Annotated in this window: 14 protein-coding genes, 1 riboswitch and 1 other annotated feature; of the genes, 11 read left to right on the top strand and 3 right to left on the bottom strand. The window is 48.0% G+C overall.

Annotated features, from left to right (window positions below):
* The first annotated feature begins 56 nt into the window (after nt 1-56).
* From cobO to DCMF_RS12705, 8 genes are all read left to right on the top strand, one after another.
* Nucleotides 57-629: a cob(I)yrinic acid a,c-diamide adenosyltransferase gene (gene cobO / locus DCMF_RS12740; protein ID WP_148137885.1), complete on the top strand. Its 573-nt coding sequence runs from the start codon at nt 57-59 to the stop codon at nt 627-629.
* Between the two features lie 51 nt (nt 630-680).
* Nucleotides 681-2,363 carry a methylmalonyl-CoA mutase family protein gene (locus DCMF_RS12735; protein WP_148134774.1) on the top strand — a complete coding sequence of 561 codons (1,683 nt, stop codon included), beginning with the start codon at nt 681-683 and terminating at the stop codon, nt 2,361-2,363.
* Nucleotides 2,364-2,561: 198 nt separating this feature from the next.
* Nucleotides 2,562-2,966 (top strand): cobalamin B12-binding domain-containing protein, encoded by a 405-nt coding sequence (locus DCMF_RS12730; RefSeq protein ID WP_148134773.1) that lies wholly within the window; start codon nt 2,562-2,564, stop codon nt 2,964-2,966.
* Nucleotides 2,933-3,946, top strand: a complete 1,014-nt coding sequence (gene meaB / locus DCMF_RS12725) for a methylmalonyl Co-A mutase-associated GTPase MeaB (RefSeq protein WP_335582409.1) — start codon at nt 2,933-2,935, stop codon at nt 3,944-3,946. Before DCMF_RS12730 ends, meaB begins: the two co-directional genes overlap by 34 nt.
* 108 nt (nt 3,947-4,054) lie before the next feature.
* Entirely contained in the window at nt 4,055-5,032 is a 978-nt protein-coding gene (locus DCMF_RS12720) for a CoA transferase subunit A (protein WP_148134772.1), read from the top strand.
* Complete coding sequence (locus tag DCMF_RS12715; protein ID WP_148134771.1) at nt 5,029-5,838, top strand: CoA-transferase subunit beta; 810 nt, start codon at nt 5,029-5,031, stop codon at nt 5,836-5,838. Before DCMF_RS12720 ends, DCMF_RS12715 begins: the two co-directional genes overlap by 4 nt.
* A gap of 407 nt (nt 5,839-6,245) precedes the next feature.
* A complete protein-coding gene (locus DCMF_RS12710; RefSeq protein ID WP_148134770.1) occupies nt 6,246-8,891 on the top strand; it encodes a PAS domain S-box protein in 2,646 nt (881 codons plus the stop codon).
* Between the two features lie 33 nt (nt 8,892-8,924).
* Nucleotides 8,925-9,575 (top strand): superoxide dismutase, encoded by a 651-nt coding sequence (locus DCMF_RS12705; protein ID WP_148134769.1) that lies wholly within the window; start codon nt 8,925-8,927, stop codon nt 9,573-9,575.
* 225 nt (nt 9,576-9,800) lie between these two features.
* Here the strand turns inward: DCMF_RS12705 and DCMF_RS12695 are convergent, their stop codons facing one another.
* The 3 genes from DCMF_RS12695 to DCMF_RS12685 form a co-directional block, all read right to left on the bottom strand.
* A complete protein-coding gene (locus DCMF_RS12695; protein ID WP_148134768.1) occupies nt 9,801-11,402 on the bottom strand; it encodes a ClC family H(+)/Cl(-) exchange transporter in 1,602 nt (533 codons plus the stop codon).
* A gap of 138 nt (nt 11,403-11,540) precedes the next feature.
* Nucleotides 11,541-12,290 carry an HAD-IIB family hydrolase gene (locus DCMF_RS12690; protein WP_236860263.1) on the bottom strand — a complete coding sequence of 250 codons (750 nt, stop codon included), beginning with the start codon at nt 12,288-12,290 and terminating at the stop codon, nt 11,541-11,543.
* Nucleotides 12,248-13,573 carry a glycosyltransferase gene (locus DCMF_RS12685; protein ID WP_148134767.1) on the bottom strand — a complete coding sequence of 442 codons (1,326 nt, stop codon included), beginning with the start codon at nt 13,571-13,573 and terminating at the stop codon, nt 12,248-12,250. The genes DCMF_RS12690 and DCMF_RS12685 overlap by 43 nt, the downstream gene beginning before the upstream one ends.
* A 107-nt stretch (nt 13,574-13,680) precedes the next feature.
* Nucleotides 13,681-13,827: riboswitch (cyclic di-AMP (ydaO/yuaA leader) on the bottom strand.
* Nucleotides 13,828-13,923: 96 nt separating this feature from the next.
* Nucleotides 13,924-13,981, bottom strand: a sequence feature (sodium ion sensor (DUF1646 type); this cis-regulatory element may regulate processes involved in with the transportation of sodium ions).
* Nucleotides 13,982-14,449: 468 nt separating this feature from the next.
* On the opposite strand from DCMF_RS12685, the gene DCMF_RS12680 reads away from it, so the two are divergent.
* From DCMF_RS12680 to DCMF_RS12670, 3 genes are read left to right on the top strand one after another with little or no spacing between them, the layout of a single operon-like run.
* Nucleotides 14,450-16,846, top strand: coding sequence for a glycyl radical protein (locus DCMF_RS12680; RefSeq protein ID WP_148134766.1), 2,397 nt, complete (start codon nt 14,450-14,452; stop codon nt 16,844-16,846).
* 33 nt (nt 16,847-16,879) lie between these two features.
* Nucleotides 16,880-17,851, top strand: coding sequence for a glycyl-radical enzyme activating protein (locus DCMF_RS12675; protein WP_236860262.1), 972 nt, complete (start codon nt 16,880-16,882; stop codon nt 17,849-17,851).
* A 13-nt stretch (nt 17,852-17,864) separates the two neighbouring features.
* Nucleotides 17,865-18,551 (top strand): GntR family transcriptional regulator, encoded by a 687-nt coding sequence (locus tag DCMF_RS12670; RefSeq protein WP_148134765.1) that lies wholly within the window; start codon nt 17,865-17,867, stop codon nt 18,549-18,551.
* Nucleotides 18,552-18,556: the final 5 nt, after the last annotated feature.

The raw sequence follows: 18,556 nt of genomic DNA, 5'->3' as shown, positions 1-18,556 counted from the left end.
ATATGAAGATAAGCAACAATCATATTGCTCATCTTGCCTTAATTTTTTATACTAACATGAAAGAAGATGAGAAAATGCCACCCGTGCAATCTATTCAAGCTGCTACGGCGGAACGTGGTTTGGTGATGGTCATTACAGGTAACGGCAAAGGTAAAACGACCTCTGCCTTTGGCCAGGCCTTGCGGGCTGTCGGCCAGGGTTGGAAGGTATGCATCATTCAGTTTATGAAAGGCCGGAAGTATGGAGAGATTCTGGCAGCGGAAAAGTATCTGCCGGATCTCACCATCATTCAATCCGGCCTTGATAGTTTTGTCATGCGCGATCATCCCGCGCCCATTGATGTGGATTTGGCCAGGGAGGGCATGGAAAAGGCCAGAGAAGTTGTGAAAAGTGAAGAATATCACATGGTGATCCTGGATGAGATTAATGTTGCCGTTGATTTTAATCTGATTCCGGAGGAAGAGGTGCTGGATTTAATACGAAATAAGCCGCCAAAATTGAATTTGATCTTAACCGGACGATATGCTTCTGCAAGGATCAAAGAAAGGGCCGATATGGTCAGTGAAATAACAGAAGTCAAACATCATTATCATTCCGGGATTAAAGGCCGGGCCGGCATTGAGTATTAAGGAGTAAAAAGTATAGAAATGATGGATCTGTTTTATTAGGAGGAATTGCCGATGTTTTCTAAAGAATTTCTGGATGAATCCAGCGCATTAAAGAAAAAGTGGGAAGATGAGGTCAAGAAGACGGTTGCCAAACATGGGGACCAAAAAGAAAAGTGGACCACGGTTTCGGATCTGGAAATTAAGAGGATCTACGGCCCGGATGATCTAAAAGACATGGATTTTGCCCAGGACATCGGGTACCCGGGACAGTTTCCTTTTTTAAGAGGCAATCAAGCCACCGGATACCGGGGGAAATACTGGACCTTTCGCATGTTTTCCGGAATGGGTACGGCGGTGGAGACCAATAAACGCTGGCACTATCTTTTAAGCACAGGACAAACCGGTTTGAGCACTGCTTTTGATTTTCCCACCCTTATGGGTTATGATAGCGATTCCCCCAAGGCGAAAGGGGAATGCGGCAAATGCGGGGTTGCCATCGATACCATCGAAGACTTTAAAGACCTGATCAATGGGATTCCTTTAGACAGGATAAGTACCTCGATGACCATTAATCCTCCGGCAACCGTATTATGGGCGATGTACTGTGCTGCGGCGGAAATGCAGGGGGTACCCCTGGCAAAGATCAGCGGGACCATTCAGAACGATATGCTGAAAGAATTTATTGCTCAAAAGACGCTGATGTGCCCGCCGGAGCCTTCGGTAAAACTGATCAGTGATACCATTGAGTTTGGCACCAAGTTTGTGCCCAGATGGAATACTGTCAGCATCAGCGGATATCACATCCGGGAAGCGGGTTCCACCGCTGTTCAGGAGCTGGCCTTTACCTTAAGAGACGGCATGGAATATGTGGAGGATGTAATCCGGCGCAAAGGCTTGCAGGTAGACGAGTTTGCCCCTAGGCTGTCATTCTTTTTTAATGCCCATATTGATTTCTTTGAAGAAATCGCTAAACTGCGTGCGGCCCGCCGCATTTGGGCCAAGGCCATGCGGGACCGGTTCGGGGCCAAGGATCCCCGGTCCTGGTGGATGCGCTTCCATACCCAGACCGCCGGCTGTTCCCTGACGGCGCAGCAGCCCTATAACAATGTGATTAGAACCGCTGTTGAAGCTCTGGCCGCCGTGATGGGCGGCACCCAGTCCCTGCACACCAATTCTTTGGACGAGGTTTTATGCCTTCCTTCCGAACATGCCGTGCAGATTGCTTTGCGCACCCAGCAGATTATTGCCGAAGAAACCGGTGTGGCCAACACCATCGATCCCTTGGCAGGCTCCTATTTTGTGGAGTCGCTGACCAATGAAATGGAAGAGAAGGCCTGGGCATACATTCATAAAATTGACGAAATGGGCGGTATGATTGCCGCTATCGAAAAAGGCTATCCCCAAATGGAAATATCCGATGCCGCTTACAAATTCCAGCGGCAGATCGACGCCCGGGAAAAAGTGATGATTGGCGTCAATAAGTATGGGGAAGAAAATGAAGAAACCGATATTCCCCTCGTGGAGATTGACGAATCTGTGGAAGCCGAACAGCTGAAGCGTCTGGCAAAAGTGAAGAGGAAACGGGACGACCGCATGGTGGCGAAATGCTTGAAAGACATTGCTGCCTCCTGTAAAAAAGGGGACAATGTGATGCCGTCCTGTATTGAAGCCGTGAAAAATTATGCCACTGTACAGGAAATTTGTGATGTCTACAGGGAAGTCTACGGTGAATACCGTGATCCCGGGATATTTTAACCTGACTAACTTGGCGTAGGTCTCCCGCATTAATTGGGGACATTCCTTGAAGAGGTGTGTCCCCTGACCGCTAACGGCGGGAGTCAAACGCCAACTAAGTCATGCATTTGCAGTTCTAAAATTCAGATGGAGTAAAAAAATCTCCATCTGAATTAAGAACTTGCTTCAACGAAATAGTTTGAGGAGGCAAGTATGGTAATGTCAAATAGAAAAATTCGCATACTGCTGGCAAAACCGGGTCTGGATGGACATGACCGGGGGGCTAAGGTCCTGGCCCGCTGTTTCCGCGACGCCGGTTTTGAGGTGATTTATACCGGTTGTCATCAAACCCCGGAACAAATAGCATCCACTGCTGTTCAGGAAGATGTGGATGTGGTGGGTTTAAGCTGCCTTTCCGGGGCACACAAATATTTATTTCCCGAAGTAGTCCGGCTCCTGGAGGAAAAAGAAGCCGGAGACATCGTCGTCATTGGCGGCGGCATTATCCCGGAACGGGATAAAACCGCTTTATATGAAGCCGGGCTGAAAGGTATTTTTACCCCGGGAGTTCCTCTGGAGTCCATTGTGGCATGGATTCAGACAAATGTAACACCAAGGGCGTGAGCATCATGAATGAGCTGAGCGAAAAAGTATTGGCCGGAAACATCCGGGCGGCTTCCCGTCTGATCCGGAATTTGGAAGATCAAATTCCCGATACGGATCAAGCCATGCGAGAGATATTTAGCGCAACCGGCCATGCTCATGTGATCGGACTGACCGGGGCCCCCGGGGCCGGCAAAAGTACCCTTGCCGATGAGCTGATTGCGGCCTTTAGGAAAAGCAATCAAACCGTCGGCATGCTGGCCGTTGATCCTACCAGCCCTTTCACGGGGGGAGCCATTCTGGGGGACCGCATCCGCATGCTCCGGCATGCAGAGGATCCAGGCGTATTTATCAGAAGTCTCGCCACCCGAGGCGCCATGGGCGGCCTGTCCAAGGCTGTCGGTGAAGGGATTCATGTGATGGAGGCCTTGGGAAAAGAAAAAATTATCGTCGAAACCTGCGGAGTAGGACAGCAGGAGGTCGACATCATCAATCATGCCCATACGGTGGTCGTTGTTCTGGTTCCCGGTATGGGGGATGAAGTTCAGGCCATTAAGGCAGGCTTAATGGAAATTGCCGATATCTTTGTGATCAATAAGGCAGACCGGGACGGTGCAGGCAAGCTGTATCAAGAAGTATTAAACCTGGTTGCCATGCCCCGAGAGAGCGGGGACGGTTCCGGTGCGGGCTGGACCATACCTGTCCTGAAAGTAGAAAGTATCCTGGAGCCGGATAAATTTGTCCAAAGTGTAGCAGCCTTGTGGGGTAAGATTGAGGAGCATTATCAGTTCCTGATCAAAAGCCGCCGGTTTTCTGATCGGGTGCGCCGGAAAAGGATGGCCGAACTGAATGAAGCCTTGTGGGCCCGCATCCTGCAGCCCGTGTTAAATAAATTGAGTCAGGCGGGAGAAATGGAAAAGATGGTTGATCAATTAATGAGCAAGGAAACGGACCCATACACCCTGGCAGAACAGGTTGCCCAAAGATACATGAAAGAGTAGATTCCCGCTTGCTCCTGCTTGAGAGACATAAATTGGGGACATTCCTCTGACGGGATAGGAATGCCTGACATAGAGGTGTGTCCCCTAACCTTAAAAGGAGAGCTTAAGTTGAGTAAACTAAAAATCATCACCTTAAAAGAAGCCGCCGCCCTGGTGCATGACGGGGATCAGGTAGCTTTCAGCGGCTTTACCATCTGGAGGCGTCCGGTCGCACTTTGTTATGAACTGATCAGGCAGGGAAAAAAAGATCTGCACTTATTCGAGGTGCAGGGAGGATACCACAGTGACCTTCTGGTCGGTGCGGGCTGCGTAAAAATTTGGGAAGGGGCCTGGATGGGACAGGAGATGCTGGGTAAAATCGGGGAGAATCTTGCCCGCAAGCAGATCAGCGGGGAAGTTCTCGTTGATGATTACAGTCACGGACATACTGCGGGACGTTTAATGGCCGGCGCTTTAGGATTGCCTTTCTTTCCCTGCGCTTTGGCCATGGGTACCGATATTTTCAATCCGGAATATGACCAGTTGGCCAAAGCCGGATTAAGAGATGGCAAACATCGGCATATCCCGGCCCAAAAATATGTCATGGCCGCGGATCCTTTCTTCCATAGAGGAGAATGTTTGTTATTACCGGCGGTAAATCCGGACGTGGCCCTGGTATATGCCCCTGTTGTCGGCGACGAAGGTACGGTGCGCGTGCTTTCCCAGAGCTACAACGATGCAGAAGTGATCAAAGCTTCCCGTACCGTGATTGTGATTTGTGAAGAAATCGTACCGGATAGCTACCTGAGAAGAGATCCGGGGGCGAACCTGGTGTCCGGTCATGAGATCGACTATGTGGTGGAGTGTCCCTGGGCGGCTCATCCCACCGGTTCCCAGTTCTATTATGATGCCGATGCGGAATTTCTGAAAAACTATAACCGTACGGTCCGTGATCAAAATGCCTTTGATGCATTTGCCGAGAAGTGGATATTCGGGGTCAGCTGTCATGAAGAATACCTGGAGAAATTAGGCACGAGACGGTTGGAAGAACTGCGCGCCAGTCAAATACTGGGTTATTCTACACGGGTCAAAAGGGGGACGAGATAGTGTCCGGGGCATCCTGCAAAATTGGCGAGTTTAAACCCATAGTTTTACTGGCTGTTGCGGCCGCGCGAGAAGTCCGGGACGGGGATGTTGTTTTCGCCGGTACCGGGCTGCCCATGCTGGCCATTACGCTGGCCCAGCATGAACAGGCTCCCAACGCTGTTTGCATCTATGAAGCCGGCAGCATCGACGGCAGGCCTTTGGATATTCCTACTTCTGTAGGGGATGCCCGTTGTGTGCACCAGGCTTCCAGGGCGTCCGGATTATTTGAAGCCTTTTACGGACAGTTGCATGCCGGTTATGTGGATCTGGGCTTCTTAGGCGGGGCGGAAATTGATCGGTATGGCAACGTCAATTGTACCGTGATTGGGGATTATAATCATCCCGAAAAAAGATTTACGGGCAGCGGCGGCAATGCGGATATTTGTTCTTTTGCCAAAAGAACGGTGTTTATTATGGTCCAGGAAAAACGCAGATTTAAAGAACAGGTTGATTATGTTACTTCGCCTGGCTGGAGGGTTAAAAAATGGCCCACCGGAGCATGGGTTCCCAAACAGGAGGTTTACGGGTCTTATTTTCAGGGCGGGGTTTCTACGGTGATTACGGATATGGCGGTATTTCGTTTTGACGACACAGGTGAGATGTACCTGGATACGGTGCACCCGGGTTTTACGGTGCAGGATGTCATAGACCATGTAGGTTTTAAACTCAATGTCTCCCGGGTATCAGGGGAGACGTTGCCTCCGACCAAAAAACAGATGGAATTGCTTTACCACGTCGTGGACCGGGAAGGAATTTTCTTGCCATGAGTTGTCCAAGTGTTTTCATATCTTTTACCATTATAATTGGGCAAATAAGAATAAGAAAGCAGCTTTCGGAGTAGTTCTTATGGTTATGGCCTCCATCATTCTTCCTGTGACAATTACACTCATGTCGATGATTTTTTGAAAAGTATTTGATCGTGTAACGATCCAAGAAGCCTGAGAATCCTTCACAAGAAGGGTATTCAGGCTTCTTTCATGTATGGCTTGTTAAGAATCTGTTTAGAAAGTTTTTGTAAAATAAAATAAAAAACAATAAACCACAGGACGTTTTTCGGCAAAGTTGGCTGGGAACTGTGGGGAAATGGTCCTACTGGTGATTGCGCTGGGATGCGGAAAGGTTTTCCAAATGAGTGAAGGGTACACTGGCAAAAAATTAGGGGAGGTGGTAGACGATGAAAGAAAATATTGCGATGGAAGTATTGAAGCAGGCGCCTTTTGGATATGCCTACCACGAGCTGTTGTTTAATGATCGGGGCCAACCTGAGGACTATATCTTTCTGGATATAAACCATGCTTTTGAAGAAATGACCGGGTTAATAGGAGCGGAGATTATAGGGAAAAGGGTCACTCAAGTGTTGCCCGGTATCAGAAACGGCAATTTTGACTGGGTGGATTTCTACGCTAAGGTGGCCCTGGCCGGTGAACGGCGAGAATTTACCCAGTATGCTGAGCCGCTGGGGCGCTGGTATAAAGTAACCGCTTTTTCTCCTGAAAAAGGATATTTTGCCACACTATTTCAAGAAACCACCGGTGAAATCGCACAAATTCAAGAGTTGGAAAAGCAGAAAAAAGAAATCGAAAAAATCTCCTCCGACCTGAAAATTATTTTTAACAGCACCCAGGATGCCATGTTTCTGGCCCGTATCGAAAAGGGAGATATTCGGTATATCATGAACAATACCGCCCACCAGAAACTAACAGGCTATACACCTGAAGAAATAAATGAGAAAACCCCGGAAGAATTACTAGGCTTAGAAATGGGTAAATCCTTAAAAAAGGGCTACTTAAAAGCGGTAGAAGAAAAACATCCTATCGAGTTAGAAGAAACACTGGCTTTTCCAAATGGAACCCGGACCTGGCATACGGTATTTACTCCGGTGCTAGAAGAGGGCGAAGTAAAATATATTGTTTGTTCCAGAAAGGACATTACCTTACAGAAAAAGGCAGAGAAAGAAAGAGAATACCATTTCCGGCGGCTGCAGGCTATGTTTGAAGAGCATGCCGCCATCATGCTCCTCATTGAGCCTGCCACCGGCAAAATTGTCGATGCCAACCCGGCGGCATGTGCTTTTTATGGTTACACCCGGAAGGAACTGCTCAGCCTGCAGATTCAGGACCTTAACATGCTGTCGGAAGAAGAGGTGGAAAAACGTCGGCTGCTGGCACTGAAGAAACGGCAACGGTATTTCCTTTTTCCCCATCGCTTACACAGCGGAGAAATCAGGCTGGTCGATGTTTATTCCTGCCCGGTAACCCATTATGATGGGCAAATGCTTTTTTCCATCATATTTGATGTTACTGACCGGGAAAGATACAAAGAAGAACTATACCGGGAGAAACAGTTGCTCCACACCACCCTGCTTTCCATCGGCGACGGGGTCGTTACCACAGACAGTGAGGGCAGGATTATCCTCATGAATAAGTTTGCTCAGGAGATCACAGGATGGGGTGAGAAAGAAGCGTCAGGAAAACCCTTTGCCCAAGTCTTTAAACTGATAAGCGAAGATACGGGAGAAGAAGTGGAAAATCCTGTGGCGAGAGTCTTCCTGACGGAGAAAATTATTGGACTTGCGAATCATACCGCCCTAATCACCAAAGACGGGAGGCAGGTATCCATCGCCGACAGTGCCGCCCCCATCCGGGATGAAAAAGGGAAGATTTTTGGGGTGGTCATGGTTTTCCGTGATGTAACCCAAGAAAAAGAACATCAGGGAAAAATCCTTTATATGAGCTATCATGATTCCCTTACGGGACTATATAACCGGAGGTTTATGGAAGAAAGAATCATGAAACTGGATACCTCCCTGGAGCAGCCCATCGCCGTAATCATGGGAGATGTTAACGGGTTGAAGCTGACCAATGATGTTTTTGGTCATGAGGTGGGAGACCGGCTTTTACAAAAAACGGCGGATGCCATTAAGGAAAACTGCCGCCAAGAAGATATCATCGCCCGCTGGGGAGGAGACGAATTCCTGATTCTGCTCCCCAGGAGTACTGCCGAAAATGCAGAGAACATTATCAAAAGGATAAAGGACAGTTGTGTCGTGAAAAGTGACGGGCCGATGCAGGTTAGTGTTTCCTTTGGCTTTGCCGTGAAGACAAAAAAAGAAGATCTTCTCCAAGTGATCAAAGAAGCGGAAGAACGGATGTACCGGCAAAAACTGATGGAGGGAAAAAGCTATAGAAACAGCATTATCAATACTCTCTTGGCCACCCTTGCCGAAAAAAATTTGGAAACGGAAGAACATGCGGAACGGTTGAGAGATTATTGCCAGGCAATGGCGAAAGAAATAAAACTTTCTGCCAAGGAACTGGATGAGCTGGCCCTTTTAGCCGTATTGCACGACATTGGCAAAGTGGGCATTGAAGGAAGTATTCTCCAAAAGCCGGGACTGCTCAACTCGGAGGAATGGGAAGAAATGAAAAAACACCCCGAAATTGGCTTCCGCATTGCTCAGAACGCACCGGAACTATCGGCCGTAGCCGAATATATCCTTTTTCACCACGAACGCTGGGACGGTAAAGGATATCCTAAAGGCTTAAAAGGAGAAGACATTCCTTTGCTTTGCCGCATTCTGGCGGTCACCGATGCCTATGATGCCATGGTTAGCGATAGGCCCTACCGCAAGGCGATGAGCAGGGAGGAGGCCTTATTGGAGATCAAAAAAAATGCGGGGGCCCAATTTGATCCGGAGGTTACGAATGTCTTTATCCGCATGCTGGGTGTGGAGAATATCAGGGTACATGCAAAGAGGGGCGAAGAAAAGGACGGGCTTAGAGGCACCTCTATGATCAGACAGAATAAAATAAAATCATAAAAATGAAGGTTATGAATCAGGAGGTCTTCTAAAATGCAATACCCCATGATGATTCCCCCGGGCGAGCATCAATTACCGCCGTTACCTTACCCCTATGACGCCTTAGAGCCGGTAATCAGTACGGAAACGTTGCATCTTCATCATGACGCTCATCACAAAACCTATGTTGACGACTTGAATAAGGCTGAACTTAAATTGGTGGAGGCAAGGCAAAGGGGAGACTTTGACTTAATTAAATATTGGGAAAATGAGTTGGCATTTAATGGCTCGGGACATATTCTACACAGCATTTATTGGACTGTGATGGCGCCAGTCGGGAGGGGGGGACAGCCCGGCCGTTATACCATGAGCCAAATCGACAGCTATTTCCGGGATTTTACTGTATTTCAACAGCAATTTAGCAACGCGGCAATTAAAGTTGAAGGTTCCGGCTGGGCAGTACTAACATGGCAGCCCACATGGCAGAGACTGGAAATCTTACAGGCGGAGAAACACCAAAAGGGGACCCAATGGAGCGGGATTCCCATCCTTGTACTGGATGTTTGGGAACATGCCTATTATCTTGACTATCAGAATAAAAGGAAAGACTACGTGGATGCTTGGTGGCAGTTGGTAAACTGGTATGAAGTGGAAAGGCGGCTGCTTTGGGCGGTAAGAGGTCAAGTTCCCCTTAGGGTAGGTTGATCTTTACATACGATAGACAGTTGATCATAGTATGGTTTAAGGGAAACATGTATCACAGCCGGAAAAATAATGAGAACAGAAAGAATCGCCAATCGTCCCTGGAGATATTGGCGATTCATATTTGAAACGAGGCAGTTCTGCGGTAGAAACCATTTCTAGATGGCCCAATTCTTCTGCACCAATATCCAAGAAAATGTCTTTAGTTATTTAGATCATTTACCACCTTCAAGGATTTGATGAATCAGATTCATTCAGGAACTTTGAACATTCACTGCACATTTTTGTTAATGATTCTCTTACCTCAGGCATCTTATCCTGATTGGACAGCACAATCAAATAATCTCCCGGAAATAAAACGGTATCACCTGTAGGTATGATTTCAGAGTTGCCCCGTTTAATTCCCACGATGAGACAGTGGTAGGGCCAAATAAGGTCTCGAATTTTTTTGCCGGCCACCTTTGAGCCCAGGGATACTGCTATTTCCAATAAAACCTTATTCCCTTTTTCGCTGGCAGAGTCAAGCTTTCCTTTTGCAGGAAGCAGGCGGCCCAATAATGTCTCATAAATTGGTTCCGACTTCAAAAGGTCACAAACGAAATACGCGGTCATCGAAACAGTAATCAAAGGCAGCAGGTGGTTAAAAGAACCGGTCATCTCCGTGATGAGAATACTGCCGGTGACCGGGGCTTTGACAATTGCCGTAAAATAGGCGGCCATAGCCAGTACAATAAAATTATTTAGAAACATGGGGTCTGCCGACAGGTAATGGGTAATGGCGATCCCATAAATTTTTCCCGCTAAAGCTCCAATCACCAATAAGGGCAAAAAAATTCCCCCGGGCACTCCGGAGCCATAGCTCGCCATGGTAAATAAAAATTTCACGGCCAGCAATAACAGCAAGACTTTAAAACTAAATATATTCTGAATTAACGATTCAATAATTTTGTGTCCTCCACCCAATACTTCCGGCAAAACCAGTCCCAAGATCCCTGCGAAAGCCAAGGGGATAAGGGGGATTAACGTTTTGGGCAAATATTTAATTTTTTTGTACAGGTTCGATATTTTAATTAAAGAGTAATTGAAAAAAACGCCGAAGGCCCCCATCATTAAGCCTAAAACAATTAAATACAAATAATAATTAAGGGGCAGAACAGGAAGATTATGGAAGCTAAAAATCGGCTTTTGACCAAAAAATTGTTGTGAGATGAAGTCTGCCGTTAAGGATGAAACCATGGCTGAAGTCAAAACAAGGGGAGAAAAATTTTTATGTAATTCTTCCAGGGCAAATATGACTCCGGCTAAGGGAGCGTTAAAGGCGGTAGCCAAACCTGCGCTGGCCCCGCAGGTAATTAAATATCTTTCCTCAATTCTTAGCCTGCCCAATAACCTGCTCATTCCCTGGCCAACGGCAGCCCCGATTTGAACGGAGGGCCCCTCCCGTCCCAAAGATAGGCCGGCTCCAATGGCCAATAGCCCACCCCAAAATTTAACAATGAGCACAGATAACCAGTTGGTTTTTATTTTCCCCAATAGGACACCTTTTACTTGAGGAATGCCGCTCCCCGAAGCCAGTGGTTCCCATTGTGTCAGCTTCCCAAGGAGAAACCCAATCAAGATTAGGGCAATAAACCACAGAACCAGGACCCCATGATTTTTTGTTTGGGCAAATAAAAATACCTTTGTTCTGAATAATTCGGCCTTTTCCAAAGAAAAACGAAAACAAACGATGACAAAACTGGTTAAAAGTCCGGTAAAGATCCCTTCGCCATAAAGTTTCAGGCGGAAATCCCACCATTGATTTAAGGTCTTGTAAGTCTGACTTGTCATGATGTCTCACTTCCGGCATTTTTTGAGACGATTTTTCCCCACGATATTTTCTTATAATATGAAGGCTAAAATCCCTTATCTATTTTATATAATTGAAGTAACGAATACAAATAAATTTTATGCGGAGGAATCGGTAAATCAGATCACCCCATATTCTTTTAATCCCTCAAGGATGCCGAAAGCATGGTCCAACGCGGAAAAGTATACACTGGGGAAACCATGCAACTTTTCCTTTAATTCTTCTTTGGCATTCCCTACAACGATCCCTTTGGCTCCTCCGGCAAACATGGAAAGATCGTTGCCGCTATCGCCGCAAACGATGGTCCGGTCTCGCTCAATCTTCAAAAGGTGCTGCATATATCTCAAGGCAGGGCCTTTGCCCCCTTGGGCAGGAATAATATCGATGATATGACCCATCGAAGGCACAATTTCCACCCCGAGGTTAGTCCCCCTTATTATCTGATTCAATTCATGGATTGCTTCCTGGTAATCTTTTTCTTCCGTAAAGTAAGCAAGACGATAAGGAGAATCAATATTTTGCGGTTTTAATGTGGTAATTTTCTCAATACGTGCAGAAATTTTTTGCCTGTTCCAGTTGACCGACATTTTTTTATCCCACTCCGGGTGAAGGATATAATCAGGGGCAAGGTATATTTCCGTGCCAACGTCAGTGATGAGAATGTCAGGATGGAGTAATTTCTCCTCGGCAATGAGTCCCCATGCGGATCTAAAGTTTCTGCCCGTAACATAGGCCAGGTGGAAGAGATGTTTGTGCCTTAAAAAAAGTTCTTTGAAAACGGTTTGGCCGGGTTTACTGCCCACTAAGGTTCCGTCAAGATCTGTGGCTAAGAGATATCGGGGATTCCGTTTAATGTGGTTGTCTGACACCCAATCACCTCTTTATAGATACTCAACATATTCCAAGCAATGTCTAGCCAGGAAAACTGTCTGCCATGAATTGAGGCCTCCTTTTTCATGTGCCTTCTTAATTGTTCATCCGTAAGAAGCTTGTTGATGGCGCCGGCTAATTCTTCCGGGTCCTTTGGCTTCACGAGGAATCCTGTTTTCCCATTGATCACGTTATCTGCCAAACCACCGGTTCGGGAAGCGATTACGGGACATCCTGATGCCATGGCTTCGACAGCAACAAGACCAAAGGATTCATAGAAAGACGGGATGATGGTGATGCTGGCATTTCTATAATAGGTAACTAAATCCTCATGACTAATGGGACCGATGAATTTGACCAGGTCTGTAAGACCCTTGGCTTTGATAAAGTCCAGGTATCGTTGTTTCTCTGGACTTATTTGATGGGGTAATAGGTTGAGTTCATCTCCCCCGACCACCGTTAAACAAGTACTGGCCGCGGTTAAAGGAAACTTATTTTGTAAAATAACCAGGGACTGGAGTAAAATATTCAAACCTTTGTTCTCTTCGAACCTTCCCACAAAAAGAATCATCCTCTTTTTTAGGGGAAGGTGGTCAGGCTTACTTTTTTGGTTATCTGGATGAAAAATTCCTGCATTAATTCCGCAAGGGACTACTTTTATTTTTTTGGATGGCACAGTATAATAATTGCTTAAAACAGCTTTTTCGCTTGGACTGGTAGCAATAACCCGGTCAGCGGTTTGGAATAATTCCTTCTCTATATTTAATCGATTGGTCATACTTGGGTCGGGAGTTTTGATCAGGGCCCCTTTTCTTACTGCTCCCAAAGAATGGGAGGTATGAATCAGCTTCATACGGCTCGACCTGCGCAGATTTAGACCCACCCAGCCGGATAACCAGTAATTACTGTGAATAAGGGTATAGCTGTATGGGCTGGTCATGTACTGCTTAAGTTCTTTTAAAAACTTTGGCAAGTTGCCCGCCATCTCATGCTTAGGGCGAAAACCGGGGCTTCCGGCTGCCAATCGGATTACTCTGGATTTTTTCCCCATAGGGGTGATCTGAGGTTGAGAAATATCCGTCCAATGGGTAAAAACATCAACTGTCACCCCCAGTTGATCCAACGCCTTTACCAACTCCCGGACATAAACGTTTTGGCCGCCTGATTGGATACCGCCCAATTTCGCAAGAGGACTGCCGTGTACAGAAATAAACATAATCTTGCCGGGAAAAATTGTCTCTTTTTCTTGTTCGTTAGGTTTCGTCTGCTGGGCAATGAACATGTAAAAAACCTCCTTTTTCCATCATAAGAAAATAATAAACCCCGGGCAGAAAAGTCCGGGGTTAAAGGGTATAATAAAGGATACGGCAAAGCTCATCGCTTCACAATTGATCCTCCCTTTCAACGCTTACGAAGTTAGCTGACGGATTCGGGTCGAAAGATAACCCTACATTCCAGGTTTGCCTACCAGGAATGATTCACCCCTGAAAACTGGTTCCCCCGTTTCTCGTATCGAGAATTAAGCGGCAGAGGAGATTATTCAGTTTTTAAAAGTAGATGGGCTGAGCAGTAAAATAAGTCAGGCCTCTCTATCTTTTGAAAAAAACAAAAAAGCGAGATGCCAAAAATATTGACTTCCCACCCCAGAAGCCCACTCCTTGAAAACGAACCGAAATCAGCCCGTCCAACTCGAGAAAGGTTTACTATAATATAAAAAGGTTACCATAAATAGAAATGGCTGTCAATAAAAAATGAAAACAAAACCATATAGATCAGATACGAAGATTGAACCTGTTAATAGTACAGCATCAAATAATGCCAAGAATCAAATATTTGAATTTATGGGCACTCGTAACGAAAGTAAAACAGAGGGATCCTTTTCCGGCAGTAATTCGACCTCCACCTCCAAGTAAAGGGCTTCGGTTAATCTTATGGAAGAAATATGCCGATATGCCCAAATTTTTTCCCTCTGGCCCAGGTAGCAGAAAAGGTCGCTTTTAAGGGTAAAATTGCCGATGGTAAATGACTTTCCTTGCCGCTAGACTTAGCTTTACAAATATATGGCAGCGTGCTAGAATAAATTTAGGATCCCAAAATACATATAGGCTCCTAGAAGTGAGGAGCAGGGAAGTTTACCTGATTGAATGGAGGTGTCGATATGGCCCAAACAGCACGGGAAGGGAAATACATGGAGCGGGTAAACCGCCTCAAAAATAGAGTGCTGGAAACCCGGCCGGAGATGGACCTGGAGAATGCAAGAATTCTTACGGAGGCTTTCCGGGAGGCGGCAGGGGACCCTCTTGTGGTGAAAAAAGCCAAAGCCTTTCGGAAACAATGTCAAGAAAAGACGGTCACCATAGGGGGTGACGAGCTTATTGTCGGTTGTTCCGGCAGCAAGATCCGGGCCGGTATTCTATGCGCGGACACCTGCTGGTCTGTGTTGAACGACGAGCTGGATACCATCAGCAACCGTCCTTATGATCCCTTCTATCTCAAACCGGAGGATCAGGAAATCTTTGAGGAACAAATTCGACCTTATTGGAAGGGAAGATCCAATTACGAAGAGTGGCTTGCCCAGATCCCAGACGATACCCGGGAACTGCGGGACCATGGGATGATCTACATCAATCGTAAGGCCGTGCGCGGATGGGGGGAGACTACGGCCGGATACCAGTGGCTGATTTCCCAGGGAATTTCGGGAATCGTCAACGTTGTCAAAAAGAGGAAAGCCGAACTGGATCTTACGGTGCCGGGTGATTATGAAAAGGATTACTATCTGAAATCCCTTTTGATTGTAGCGGAAGGGATGATCACATTGGCGGAGCGCTACGCCAAAGAAGCCGAACGCCTGGAGGCAAAAGAAAAAGACCCCCGGCGGAAAAAGGAACTGAGCAAAATAGGGGAAATTTGCCGGCAGGTTCCGGCCCATCCGGCCCGGACCTTTTGGGAAGCTTTGCAGTCCTTTTACTTTTATCAGATCTGCATTTTTATGGAACAGAATGCGGCCAGCTATAACCCGGGACGGATGGATCAGTATCTCTGGCCTTATTACCAGGCTGATCTGAAAGCAGAGCGCATCACTTCTGAAGAAGCCCAGGAGCTTCTGGACTGTCTTTGGGTGAAATTCAGTGAGCCTTGTCTTTTTCAGGACGCTCTTACGGCAGAGTTCGCTGCCGGGTATCCTATGTTTCAGAACGTTTGCGTGGGCGGTGTGGACGACACCGGGCGGGATGCGGTCAACGATCTTTCCTACATGATCCTGCAGGCTACTATGGATGTGCAGCTTTATCAGCCCTCTCTCTCGGTGCGCTATAGTTTGGCCAAAAACCCCAACTCTTTTTTAAGAAAGGTTGTGGAGCTGATTCGGCTGGGCACAGGATTTCCCGCCTTCCACAACGACGATGTGGGCATCAGAATGCTGATGAACAAAGGGGTTCCCCTGAAAGAAGCCTTCGATTGGAATCCCTGCGGCTGCGTGGAGACCAACCTGGAGGGGCGGATGCGCCAGTACACGGCCCTGGCGGACATCAATCTGGGCGGGATGGTGGAGTTAGCCCTCTCAGACGGGAAGAATCGAAAGAGCGGCCAATATATCTCGGCGAGAACGGGAAATCCCCTGGAATTCCAGACTTATGAAGATTTCCTTTCGGCAGTGAAGGAGCAGATTGCATATGCCACACGGGCTGTAGTGAAAGGAAGCCATGTGATTGACGAGGTCTGTATGAATCGTCCCTCTCCCGCTCTTTCCTTTACTTTCAAAGAGTGTATCGAGAAGGGGAAGGACTACGCCTGGGGCGGTGCCAAATACAACGTGGGAAACGGCATTATTCTCATCGGCGTAGCGGACCTGATCAACAGTATTGCCGCCGTGCGCCATATTGTCTATGAGACGAAACAGGCGACCATGGCCCAGTTACTGCATGCCCTGGAGCAGGATTTTCAGGGGTGGGAGGAGATGCACAAGCTGTGCCTGGACGCACCCAAGTATGGCAACGACGATCTCATGGTCGATGATATTGCGGGGGATATGTTCACCTTTATCGCTGACGAGATCGAAAAATACAGCAGCAAGTTCGGCCGCATGACCCCCGGAATTCTTCCGGTATCCGGCAATACTCCCTTTGGCCTGGAGGTGGGCGCCCTTCCCTCCGGGCGAAAAGCTTGGAAACCGCTGGCAGACGGCGTCAGCCCCAGTGGCGGGACGGACTTCAATGGTCCCGGTGCGGTATTAAAGTCGGTAGCCAATATTCCTCACGCCCGTTTCGTCCAGGGGACTCTGCTCAATATGAAAGTGGAGCCAGCCATGCTGTCCACGGAGAACGGCATTACCCAGATGATGGCCCTGCTCAAAAGCATGTGCAGCCTGGGTGTCTACCATGTCCAGTTTAATGTGATTGATCAGGCAAAGCTGATCCGGGCCCAGAAATATCCGGAGGAATATAAGGGGCTTTTGGTGCGCGTGGCCGGCTATACCGCCTACTTTGTGGAACTGGGGAAAGACGTGCAGGATGAGATCATCGGCCGCACTGTACAGCACGGTATTTCCGTAGGATAATTAACATATAATTTTGTGCCCGGGAGAAAGGAAATGATGATGAATAAAAGTGAGGCGGTTCTTGGTTCCGTTCTGAGGATGGAGAGATCCTCCATCCACGACGGGGAGGGGCTGCGTACGGTGCTTTTCCTCAAGGGGTGCCCCCTTAGATGCCGCTGGTGCTCCACACCTGAGTCCCAGTGCTCCCGGCCCCAAAAAGGGTATGCCCGGGACCGCTGCATCGGATGCGGTATATGCGTGCGCGCATGTCCGGAAGGTGCCCTTTCCATGTCAGAGGACGGCCGGCAGGTCTGTACCGATGAGGCAAAATGTAAAAATTGCTTTGTCTGTGTCACAAAATGTCCCCGGCGGGCGTGGAAAAAATACGGAGACCTCATGTCCGTAGGGGAAGTGGTACGGGAAATCGCCAAGGATGAGATCTTCTTTTTTCATTCGGGAGGCGGTGTGACGATCAGCGGCGGTGAGCCTTTGGGTCAGGCCGATTTTGTCCGGGAGGTTCTACTGAAGTGCAGGGAACTGGGCATTGATACGGCTGTTGAGACCAGTCTCTACGCGCCCTGGGAGAGCGTGGAAAAAATTTTGCCCTGGCTCAATATGCTCTATGTAGATATCAAACAGATAGACAGCGTGCTTCATCAACAGTGGGTGGGCGCTGATCATGCACGCATCCTTGATAACATCCGCAAGGTGGATCAATCCCCCTATCCCTTGTCCATCGTGGTGCGGATTCCCCTGGTACCGGGCGCAAACGATGACGATGCAAACCTGTCCGGAACTGCGGCATTCTGCAGAACAATGAAAAAGTTGCAGGAGGTAGAGCTATTGCCCTATCATCGCCTGGGCCGGGAAACCTATCGAAATCTTAACCGGGATTATTCCTTAAAGGACCTGGTCCCGCCCTCCCGGGAACGTATCCTGGAACGGGCCCAATATCTCGCCGGGCAGAACCCGGGCGTTCCGGTCAGAGTGGGCGGCGGGTTTGCGGGAAGTACATTAAACTGCTGAGGAGGCATGATGAATGGGAAAAACGTCTGACCCGGTACGAGAATTGGCATCAGGCCGGTCCCTGACCGATTTTGCCTATGACATGATCAAGAAAAGGATCCTGGACCTGACCTATCCGCCCGGTTCCTTCCTTACTGAGGCAAGCCTGGCGGAAGAGCTGGCCACAAGCCGGATGCCGATTCGCATGGCCGTGCGCCGCCTGGAAAACGAAGGGTGGCTCATCGCTGATTTTCGCAAAAAGACCCGGGTCAAAGATATTACCCGGAAAGATGTTCTGGAAATCTACCAACTGCGGAATCTCTTAGAGAGCAACGCCCTGAAACTGATTTTCGACCTGAAAAAAACCTGGGCATACTCCCATCGCATTGAGGAAAAGGTTGTGCGCATGAAAGCCGCTCAGAAGGATCTTTACGAATGGGAGCGCACCGATACCGAACTGCACATGGAAATTGTCAGTGTCTACGAGAATGAGCGCATCAACCGCATTTACCGGAGCAATCAGGACGAATTGATTCGTATCGGCCTGCTGTCGGAAAAAAAGGAACGTCATGTTCAGGAAATCATTGCCGGGCTGTACCGGTTTGTGGAAGCCGTGCGGGGGGACCATTTCCTTGAGGCCATGGAAATCCTTAAGAGAGACCACCTTGAGGCTGGCCAGGATATGGCTCTGGCGAAAATTCCTTGGCATGGAGAGGAGTGAATGAA

Source organism: Candidatus Formimonas warabiya (assembly GCF_002777255.1).
GTDB classification, from domain to species: domain Bacteria; phylum Bacillota; class Dehalobacteriia; order Dehalobacteriales; family Dehalobacteriaceae; genus Formimonas; species Formimonas warabiya.
Note: the sequence above shows the minus strand (reverse complement) of the source record. Positions and strands in the feature narration are given on the sequence as shown.

Bases quoted from the DNA above. Each gene is read 5' to 3' on its own strand.
- DCMF_RS12730 (WP_148134773.1), top strand. From the start codon at position 2,562: ATGTCAAATAGAAAAATTCGCATACTGCTGGCAAAACCGGGTCTGGAT.
- DCMF_RS12705 (WP_148134769.1), top strand. From the start codon at position 8,925: ATGCAATACCCCATGATGATTCCCCCGGGCGAGCATCAATTACCGCCG.
- DCMF_RS12710 (WP_148134770.1), top strand. From the start codon at position 6,246: ATGAAAGAAAATATTGCGATGGAAGTATTGAAGCAGGCGCCTTTTGGA.
- DCMF_RS12675 (WP_236860262.1), top strand. From the start codon at position 16,880: ATGATGATGAATAAAAGTGAGGCGGTTCTTGGTTCCGTTCTGAGGATG.
- DCMF_RS12680 (WP_148134766.1), top strand. From the start codon at position 14,450: ATGGCCCAAACAGCACGGGAAGGGAAATACATGGAGCGGGTAAACCGC.
- cobO (WP_148137885.1), top strand. From the start codon at position 57: ATGAAAGAAGATGAGAAAATGCCACCCGTGCAATCTATTCAAGCTGCT.
- DCMF_RS12670 (WP_148134765.1), top strand. From the start codon at position 17,865: ATGGGAAAAACGTCTGACCCGGTACGAGAATTGGCATCAGGCCGGTCC.
- meaB (WP_335582409.1), top strand. From the start codon at position 2,933: ATGGATTCAGACAAATGTAACACCAAGGGCGTGAGCATCATGAATGAG.
- DCMF_RS12685 (WP_148134767.1), bottom strand. From the start codon at position 13,573: ATGTTCATTGCCCAGCAGACGAAACCTAACGAACAAGAAAAAGAGACA.
- DCMF_RS12735 (WP_148134774.1), top strand. From the start codon at position 681: ATGTTTTCTAAAGAATTTCTGGATGAATCCAGCGCATTAAAGAAAAAG.
- DCMF_RS12695 (WP_148134768.1), bottom strand. From the start codon at position 11,402: ATGACAAGTCAGACTTACAAGACCTTAAATCAATGGTGGGATTTCCGC.